Origin of the sequence: Mycobacterium talmoniae (genome assembly GCF_001854525.1) — a bacterium.
Classification (GTDB): domain Bacteria; phylum Actinomycetota; class Actinomycetes; order Mycobacteriales; family Mycobacteriaceae; genus Mycobacterium; species Mycobacterium talmoniae.
The window spans coordinates 1-7,711 of record NZ_MLQM01000218.1 but is presented as its reverse complement, the minus strand read 5'-3'; the positions used below and the strand labels follow the sequence as shown (position 1 = coordinate 7,711).

Below are 7,711 nucleotides of genomic sequence, written 5' to 3'. Positions count from 1 at the left end.
GTGAAGCGACGCTCCGGCGTCGGCTGGTGTTGCGGCTCCACCCCGGCGCCGGTCGCGAACGCCTCGGTGGCAGCCCCGGCGCCGGTGTCGAGAACCTCGGTGGCGGCCTCGGTCTCCGGGTCGGCCCCGTCGTTGTCCTCGGCGTCGGTCGACGGCACCGGATAACTCTCGGTGGCCTGCTCGTCCGGCTCGACGGGCTGCGTCTCCTCCGCGGCGGGGTCGGTGGCTTCGGGGGCCGGGTCGGCGTTCGGGGCGTCGTCGCGGTCGGGCCCAGATGGGTTCGGCATGGGTTCCTGCTGTCCTCCCGCTGTGGAATGTGGTGGCGCTAGTTTGGAGCTTACTGAGCGACGCGGCCACCCGATGGAGCGGATGACTCTCCACGGCACGGCACAATGAGCGTCGGCAACGAGGAGAGGAGTAGCGATGAGGTGGGGGTACCTCCCGCGTGCGGGTCAGGAGCGGCGCCGATGACGCCGATGGGTGACCTGCTGCAACCGGACCCGGTCTTGCTGCCCGCGGACCGAGACGCCGAAGCCGAGTTGCAGGCTAACGAGAACCCGGCCATCGTCGCCGCCGCCCACCCGGCCGCGTCGGTGGCCTGGGCGGCGCTGGCCGAGGGCGCGTTGGCCGAGGACAACGCCATCACCGCCTACGCCTACGCCCGCACCGGCTACCACCGCGGCCTGGATCTGCTGCGCCGCAACGGCTGGAAGGGTTTCGGTCCGGTGCCCTACGCGCATGAACCCAACCGCGGTTTCCTGCGCTGCGTGGCCGCGCTGGCGCGCGCCGCGGACGCGATCGGGGAGACCGACGAGCGGGCCCGCTGCCTGGATTTGCTCGACGACTGCGATCCGGCCGCCCGGTCGGCGCTCGGCCTGAGCTAATAGCCCGGGCAGTGGCCCACCCCGTCCGGCGGTTCGATCTGGACGGTGGCGTGTTCGAGCCCGTGGGCGGTCAGCACCGCCCGGGCGTCGGACAGCACCCGCGCCGAATCGGCGCCGCTGGTCAGGTGCGCGGTCACCATGTCCTTACCCGGGGCCAGCGTCCAGACGTGGAGGTCGTGCACGTCGGTGACGCCGTCGACGGCGCGCAGCGCCGACCGCAGCTGGTCGACGTCGATGTGGCCGGGTGAGGATTCGGACAGGATCCGCAGCGCCGACCCGGCCAGCGCGAGGGCCCGCGGCAGCACCCACAGCGCGACCAGCACCGCCACCACCACGTCGGCGTAGGGCCAGTGGGTGGTCACGGTGACCACCCCGGCGATCAGCACGCCGATGCTGCCGACGATGTCGGCGACCACCTCCATGTAGGCGCCCTTGACGGCCAGGCTGTGCTCGGCGTGCGAGCGCAGCAGCAGCATCACGATCGCGTTGGCGACCAGCCCGGCGCAGGCCACCACGATCATCGGCAGCCCGGGGATCTGCGGGGCGTCGCCGAGGCGTTGGATCGCCTCGTCGAGGATGATGGCGGCCACCCCGATCAGCAGCGCGGCGTTGACGACGGCGGTGAACACCTCGGCCCGGTGCCACCCGTAGGTGCGGGCCGGCGACGAGCTGCCGCGCCGGGCCATCAGCACCGCGATCAACCCCATGAACAGCGCCGCCAGATCGGTCAGGATGTGCCCGGCGTCGGCGAGCAGCGTGATCGAGTTGATCAGCAGGGCGGTGGTGATTTCCACGACGAGGAACACGCCCAGCACCGCCGTGGCGGCGACCATCCGGGACACGCGGGCGTCGGCGTGGCTGTGCTGGTGGCCGGCGCCCATAGCCCCTCAATCTAAGCCATGCAAGGGCCGGTCGCGGGCGTTGCCGCGGTGCCATGCTGTCGGTATGTCGGTGGTGCAGACCCGGTCCGGGGCGGTGCGTGGCGTCGAGGTCGACGGGGTGTGGGCGTGGCGCGGCATCCCCTATGCGGCACCGCCGGTGGGGGAGTTGCGTTGGGCCGCGCCGCGCCGGGAACCGCCGTGGTCCGGGGTGCGCGACGGCGCCGGCGCCGTCGCGCAGGCCTACGCCGAGCGGTACCCGCAGCTGTCGCCGACCCAGCGCCGGCACGTGTTCATGACCGACGAACGCTACGGGGCGCCGACGCTGCGGCTGCTCGACGGCCAGTCCCAGCACGCCCCGGTGTGGAGTTTCCGGTTCAAGGCGCCGTCCGAAGGTCAGCCGGCGCCGACGTGCCGTACGGGTTCGGGCTGGCCGGCAGCGCCGACCCGGGATCGACGCGCTGTCCGAGGGCATCCAGCAGGCCCTGGCCAGCTTCCGGCGCACCGGGGCGCCGTACTCGCCGCGGCTGCCCGAGCTATCAGCGCGTCGACCGCGCCACCCTGCTGCTGGCGGTGCCCGTCGCGGGTGGTGATTGACGGCGCCAACCCGCTATACCCGTCGGTGTGGGCCGGCCACGACTGGGCCCCCGGCACCTGGTGGCCGCTGCTGGAGCCGGGCGGTGGCTAGGGTGCGTCGTCGAGTCTGCGGTCAGGGCATCGAGCCTGCGTACAGGGCATCGAGACTGTGTCCACGGCGCCGACCCTGCGCTGAGGGCGTCGAGCCTGCGCTGAGGGCGTCGAGCCTGCGCTCAGGCCCAGTATCGGCGCGAAAACACGGCCTCACCGCAGACTGGGTGCCGTCAACGCAGACTCGAGACCCTCACCGCAGACTGGGTGCCGTCAACGCAGACTCGAGACCCTCACCGCAGACTCGGTGCCGTCAACGCAGACTCGAGACCCTCACCGCAGACTCGGTGCCGTGACCGCAGGCTCGACGGCCAAGGGAGTTAGAACCAGGCGCTCCAGAACCGGGTCAGGTTCATGCCCCAGCCTGCTAGGAAGCCGGGCACCCCGGACAGGTCGAAGAACCAGAAGACCAGCGAGAAAAACAGGTGGTTGAGCTGCGGGGAGAGCAACAGCACCAGCAGCGCCAGCAGCCCCCACTGCTTGACCGGCTCCAGCGACCGCTGGGTCTGCGGCTGTAAATGCGGCTCCAGCGCGCCGTAGCCGTCCAGGCCCGGCACCGGCAGCAGGTTCAACAGCAGCGCGGTGACCTGCAGGAACCCCAGGAACGCCACCCCGGACCAGAACACCACGTGCGCGGGATCGAAAAACAGTCGGGTCGCCGCCAGCAGCAGCACGGCCAGCAGCAGGTTGGCCGACGGGCCGGCCAGCGCCACGATGCTGCGTCGCGCCGGGGTCATGAACGAGGTCCGCACGTACACCGCCCCGCCGGGCAGCCCGATGCCGCCCAGCGCGATGAACAGCATCGGCAACCCCAGCGACAGCAGCGGATGGCTGTAGCGCAGCGGGTTCAGGGTCAGATAGCCGCGCACCGCGACGTCGCGGTCACCGAACCGCCACGCGGTGACGGCGTGGCCGAACTCGTGCAGGCACAGCGACACCACCCAGCCGGCGATGACGAAGACGAACACCCCGACGTAGGCCAACACCTCGCCGGCCGCGGCCTGCCAGGCCAGCACGCCGCCGACCGCGGTGACCGCGAGGATCGCCACAAAGATCGGGCTGGGACGCACCGACTCGTGTACCTGCCGGATGTCCACCTCACGAAACTACCGGACCGCACCCGACGGGCGGCGCCGTCACCGCACCACCAGCCAGCCCTCGGTGTGCCGATAAAACGTCGACCGCTTCACCGCACGCCGGCCGGGCACCCCGTCGCGGACCACGTCCGCGCCGGGGGTGCCCAACTGCGCGGCCCGCCCGGAAATCCAGCGCCGCGACCAGCCGGACTGCACCCGGGCCCGCAGCCCCGGCAGCGCGGCCGTCGGCTCGATGAGCACTCCGGGCGCGTCACCGTCGAACAACACCGTGTCGTCCACGATCGCCTCGCCGTGCAGCAACCGCTCGTCGCCGGCCGGCAGCCATTCGGCGGCGCCGACCAGCACCGTGCCGGTGTCGTCGCGGATCAGCGGCACCCGGTGCGCGGCACCGCGGCTGGCCCGGCGCGCCGCGCGGCGCCCGGCCGGCAGTCGGTAGGCGCGGGTGGCCGGGGTGGCCCGCCGCGGCACGTAGCCGACCTCGACGTCGAACGCCTCGGCCCGCAGCAGCCGGGTCAACACCGTTGCCAGGTCGGCGTCGGCGCCGACCACCACCAGCCGGCGATGGCCCTGCAGCGCGGTATCGATGCCGGCCGTCTCGTCGACGCGCTGCGCGGCCAGGTCCGCCAACGCGGCGGGCGCCTCCCGGTCGCCGAACAGCAGCACGGCGGTCTGTGCGGTGTTCACAATGGTGTTTTACCGGGTCGTCGCAAACCGCTGAGATAGGGTGGGTCACCGGCTGACCACAATAAGCGGGCTCAATACCCGCAGGAACGTAAGCGGGAGACATGCCGGCAATCGTCCTGATCGGCGCCCAGTGGGGTGACGAGGGCAAAGGTAAAGCCACTGACCTGCTCGGTGAGCGGGTGCAGTGGGTGGTGCGCTACCAGGGCGGCAACAACGCCGGACACACCGTGGTCCTGCCCACCGGGGAAAACTTCGCGCTGCACCTCATCCCGTCCGGGGTGCTGACCCCCGGCGTCACCAACGTCATCGGCAACGGCGTGGTGGTCGATCCCGGGGTGCTGCTCGACGAGCTCAAGGGCCTCGAGGACCGCGGCGTGGACACCTCCCGGCTGCTGATCTCCGCCGATGCGCACCTGCTGATGCCGTATCACGTGGCCATCGACAAGGTGACCGAGCGCTACCTGGGCAGCAAAAAGATCGGCACCACCGGCCGCGGCATCGGGCCCTGCTACCAGGACAAGATCGCCCGCATCGGGATCCGGGTCGCCGACGTGCTGGACCCGGATCTGTTGGCCCACAAGATCGAGGCCGCACTGGAATTCAAAAACCAGGTGCTGGTCAAGATCTACAACCGCAAGGCGCTGGAGCCCGAGCAGGTGGTCGAGGACCTGCTGGCGCAGGCCGACGGTTTCCGACACCGCATCGCCGACACCCGCCTGCTGCTGGGTGAGGCGCTGGACCGCGGCGAAACCGTGCTGCTGGAAGGCTCGCAGGGCACCCTGCTCGACGTCGACCACGGCACCTACCCGTACGTGACGTCGAGCAACCCGACTGCGGGCGGCGCGGCCGTCGGCTCCGGTATCGGCCCGACCCGGATCACCACGGTGTTGGGGATCCTCAAGGCCTACACCACCCGGGTCGGCTCCGGCCCGTTCCCCACCGAATTGTTCGACGAGCACGGCGCGTACCTGGCCAAGACCGGCGGGGAAGTCGGGGTGACCACCGGCCGGGCCCGGCGGTGCGGCTGGTTCGACGCCGTCATCGCCCGCTACGCCACCCGGGTCAACGGGATCACCGACTACTTCCTGACCAAACTCGACGTGCTGTCGTCCCTGGAAACCGTTCCGGTCTGCGTCGGCTACACCATCGACGGCAAGCGCACCGCCGAAATGCCGATGACCCAAAGCGACCTGGCCCGCGCCGAACCGGTCTACGAGGAACTGCCCGGCTGGTGGGAGGACATCTCCGGCGCCCGCGACTTCGACGACCTGCCGGCCAAGGCCCGCGACTACGTGTCCCGGCTGGAAGAGCTTGCCGGAGCGCCGGTGTCGTGCATCGGTGTCGGCCCGGGGCGCGATCAGACCATCGTGCGCCGCGATATCGTGCGCTGATGAGCACCGAACCCGAGGCGCTGGACCCCGACTACGGCAAGCACGGCGGCTTCCCGCGCTACGAGCCCGCCAAGCCCGGCCCGGGGTTCGGCCGGTTCGTGGCGGCGATGCGCCGGCTGCAGGACCTGGCGGTGTCCACCGACCCCGACGACGACACCTGGGACGACGCCGCCGGCCGCGTCGAAGAGCTGGTCAAACTGCTCGACCCGTTCCAGGCCCCGGAAGGGGTGGCCCCAGCCGGGCGGGTGCCGGCGCTACCCGGCATGGGCAGCCTGCTGTTGCCGCCGTGGCAGATCACCAAATTCGGCGCCGACGGGGTAGAGATGCGCGGCCAGTTCGGTCGCTACTACGTGGGCGGCAACATGGCCGTGCACGGCGGGGTGCTGCCGCTGCTGTTCGACCACCTGTGCGGGATGGTGGTGCACGCCACGCAACGCCCGATCAGCCGCACCGCGTTCCTCAAGGTCGACTACCGCAAGGTCACCCCGATCGACACCCCGCTGGTGGTGCGGGCGCGGGTGGACTCGGCCGAGGGCCGCAAGTCGTTCATCTCCGGTGAGCTGGTCGACGGCGACGACAACCTGCTTGCCGAGGTGCACGCGCTGATGGTGCAGCTGCTGCCCGGCCAGCCGTAACTCCGTTCGGGCCGAGTGTGGGGTTGTCCCACGCGTTTCGGCGAGCCGCGTGCCCCAAGTCCACACTCGGCGCCGGTCAGCCGCTGAACTTTTTGATGGCCTCGGCGCTGACCGGGGTGAAGAAGTTGACCAGGTTGCCGTCCGGATCGCGGAACAAGATCGACCGGTTGCCCCAGGGCATCGTGGTGGGCGGCTGAACCCAGTCGGCGACCAGTGGGGCGAGCCGCTGGTACTCGGCGTCGACGTCGTCGACCTTGAATTCGATGATCAGGCTGCGGTTGTCGGCGGGACGCGCGGAGTCCTCGCCGAACAACTGGGTGGTCTGGGTGTGCCCGATCGCCAGGGTGAACGACGGCATCGGCAGTTCGGCGAACAGCGGCGTGTAGCGCACCGCCGCCACGCCGGTGATCCGCTCATAGAACTGGACAGTGCGCTCCAGGTCGTCGGTGATCATGCGTACGGAGACAAGGTTCACGACTGCCGGTCCTTCCGTCGGTTAGCGCAACGCTACGCTACAGTAGCGTAGCGTTATGGCATGATCAACCCATGGCGTCGACCCCCGATGCACGTGTGCTGCGCTCGCGGAACCGGGTGCTGCTCAGCGCGTTCGAGCTGCTGAGCGAAAGCGGGCTCGGGGGCTTCAGCGTCGACGAAGTGGCCCGCCGCTCCGGCGTCGCCAAGACCACGATCTACCGGCACTGGCCGTCGCGGGAGGCGCTCGTGCTCGACGCCGCCGCCCGGATCAGCGCCGAACAAGACGTCCCGGACACCGGCTCGCTGCGGGACGACCTCACCACGTACCTGTGTCACCTGGGGCACCTGCTGACCACGGCGCGATGGTCCTCGGTCGTGCCGTCGCTCGTCGACGTCGCCGAACGCGAGCCCGACTTCGCCGCCATCCACGGCAAGGTGCAGCGCGGGCACGCCGCACCGGTGCGCCAACTGCTGGAACGCGCGGTCGACCGCGGCCAGATTCCCGCGACCGCCGACCTCGCGCGGATCATTTCGGCGTTGATCGGGCCGCTGTACTACCGGCGCTGGTTTTCCCGCGAACCGATCGACGACGGGTTCGTCGCGGCGGTCGTCCGCACCGTGATCAGCGGCGAGTGCTAGCTCGCCGAGTGTGGGGTTGTTCCACGCGTTTCGGCGCGGGGCGGGCCCTAACTCCACACTCGGCGGCCGCTAATCCAGGTTGAGGGTGGCCTCTTCGAGGTCCAAGCCGTGCAGCGCCGCCCGCAGCACCTGGTCGTCGATGTGTCCGCGGTCGCGTTCGGCGATGAACGCCTCCCGCTCGGCGTCCAGCATCGCCAGCCGCAGCCGGCGAAACGTCGCCGACGGGGTGTCCTCGACGTCGGTTTCGTCGCGGCGCAGCCGTTCCCGGGCGGCGTTGCGGCGACGGGCGTTCCAGCCCCGCAGCACCTCGGCGGCGCGCTCGTTCACCGGGGACGCATCGGT

Annotated in this window: 9 protein-coding genes and 2 pseudogenes; 5 read left to right on the top strand and 6 right to left on the bottom strand. The window is 70.8% G+C overall.

The genetic code is table 11. From position 1 onward, the window contains the following. Window positions 1-287: pseudogene (locus tag BKN37_RS24585) on the bottom strand (hypothetical protein); the annotation flags it as partial. A 180-nt stretch (window positions 288-467) separates the two neighbouring features. Here BKN37_RS24585 and BKN37_RS24580 point away from each other — a divergent pair. Further along, the gene (locus BKN37_RS24580) at window positions 468-884 is read left to right on the top strand and encodes a DUF3151 domain-containing protein (protein ID WP_071029580.1); all 417 of its coding nucleotides are present in this window, start codon (window positions 468-470) and stop codon (window positions 882-884) included. Here the strand turns inward: BKN37_RS24580 and BKN37_RS24575 are convergent. Then, window positions 881-1,765, bottom strand: coding sequence for a cation diffusion facilitator family transporter (locus BKN37_RS24575; RefSeq protein ID WP_071029578.1), 885 nt, complete (start codon window positions 1,763-1,765; stop codon window positions 881-883). The two genes, BKN37_RS24580 and BKN37_RS24575, sit on opposite strands and share 4 nt — an antisense overlap. 64 nt (window positions 1,766-1,829) lie before the next feature. Between BKN37_RS24575 and BKN37_RS30480 the strand changes: the two genes are divergently transcribed. Beyond that, window positions 1,830-2,450, top strand: coding sequence for a carboxylesterase family protein (locus BKN37_RS30480; protein WP_071029577.1), 621 nt, complete (start codon window positions 1,830-1,832; stop codon window positions 2,448-2,450). Window positions 2,451-2,769: 319 nt separating this feature from the next. Here BKN37_RS30480 and BKN37_RS24565 read toward each other — a convergent pair whose 3' ends face one another. Together BKN37_RS24565 and BKN37_RS24560 are read right to left on the bottom strand one after the other, a co-directional pair. Beyond that, window positions 2,770-3,546 carry a site-2 protease family protein gene (locus BKN37_RS24565; RefSeq protein ID WP_071029574.1) on the bottom strand — a complete coding sequence of 259 codons (777 nt, stop codon included), beginning with the start codon at window positions 3,544-3,546 and terminating at the stop codon, window positions 2,770-2,772. 39 nt (window positions 3,547-3,585) lie between these two features. Further along, window positions 3,586-4,164, bottom strand: a complete 579-nt coding sequence (locus tag BKN37_RS24560) for a peptidase M50 (protein ID WP_242657349.1) — start codon at window positions 4,162-4,164, stop codon at window positions 3,586-3,588. A gap of 167 nt (window positions 4,165-4,331) precedes the next feature. On the opposite strand from BKN37_RS24560, the gene BKN37_RS24555 reads away from it, so the two are divergent. Together BKN37_RS24555 and BKN37_RS24550 are read left to right on the top strand one after the other, a co-directional pair. After that, a complete protein-coding gene (locus BKN37_RS24555) occupies window positions 4,332-5,621 on the top strand; it encodes an adenylosuccinate synthase (protein WP_071029571.1) in 1,290 nt (429 codons plus the stop codon). Then, window positions 5,621-6,256, top strand: coding sequence for a PaaI family thioesterase (locus BKN37_RS24550; RefSeq protein ID WP_071029569.1), 636 nt, complete (start codon window positions 5,621-5,623; stop codon window positions 6,254-6,256). Before BKN37_RS24555 ends, BKN37_RS24550 begins: the two co-directional genes overlap by 1 nt. 76 nt (window positions 6,257-6,332) lie before the next feature. Here BKN37_RS24550 and BKN37_RS24545 read toward each other — a convergent pair whose 3' ends face one another. Next, entirely contained in the window at window positions 6,333-6,731 is a 399-nt protein-coding gene (locus BKN37_RS24545) for a VOC family protein (protein ID WP_071029568.1), read from the bottom strand. Between the two features lie 71 nt (window positions 6,732-6,802). Between BKN37_RS24545 and BKN37_RS24540 the strand changes: the two genes are divergently transcribed. Beyond that, entirely contained in the window at window positions 6,803-7,369 is a 567-nt protein-coding gene (locus BKN37_RS24540) for a TetR/AcrR family transcriptional regulator (protein WP_071029566.1), read from the top strand. 69 nt (window positions 7,370-7,438) lie between these two features. Here the strand turns inward: BKN37_RS24540 and BKN37_RS24535 are convergent. Then, window positions 7,439-7,711: pseudogene (locus BKN37_RS24535) on the bottom strand (Na+/H+ antiporter); the annotation flags it as partial.

Bases quoted from the DNA above. Each gene is read 5' to 3' on its own strand.
- BKN37_RS24555 (WP_071029571.1), top strand. From the start codon at position 4,332: ATGCCGGCAATCGTCCTGATCGGCGCCCAGTGGGGTGACGAGGGCAAA.
- BKN37_RS24550 (WP_071029569.1), top strand. From the start codon at position 5,621: ATGAGCACCGAACCCGAGGCGCTGGACCCCGACTACGGCAAGCACGGC.
- BKN37_RS24575 (WP_071029578.1), bottom strand. From the start codon at position 1,765: ATGGGCGCCGGCCACCAGCACAGCCACGCCGACGCCCGCGTGTCCCGG.
- BKN37_RS24580 (WP_071029580.1), top strand. From the start codon at position 468: ATGACGCCGATGGGTGACCTGCTGCAACCGGACCCGGTCTTGCTGCCC.
- BKN37_RS30480 (WP_071029577.1), top strand. From the start codon at position 1,830: ATGTCGGTGGTGCAGACCCGGTCCGGGGCGGTGCGTGGCGTCGAGGTC.
- BKN37_RS24540 (WP_071029566.1), top strand. From the start codon at position 6,803: ATGGCGTCGACCCCCGATGCACGTGTGCTGCGCTCGCGGAACCGGGTG.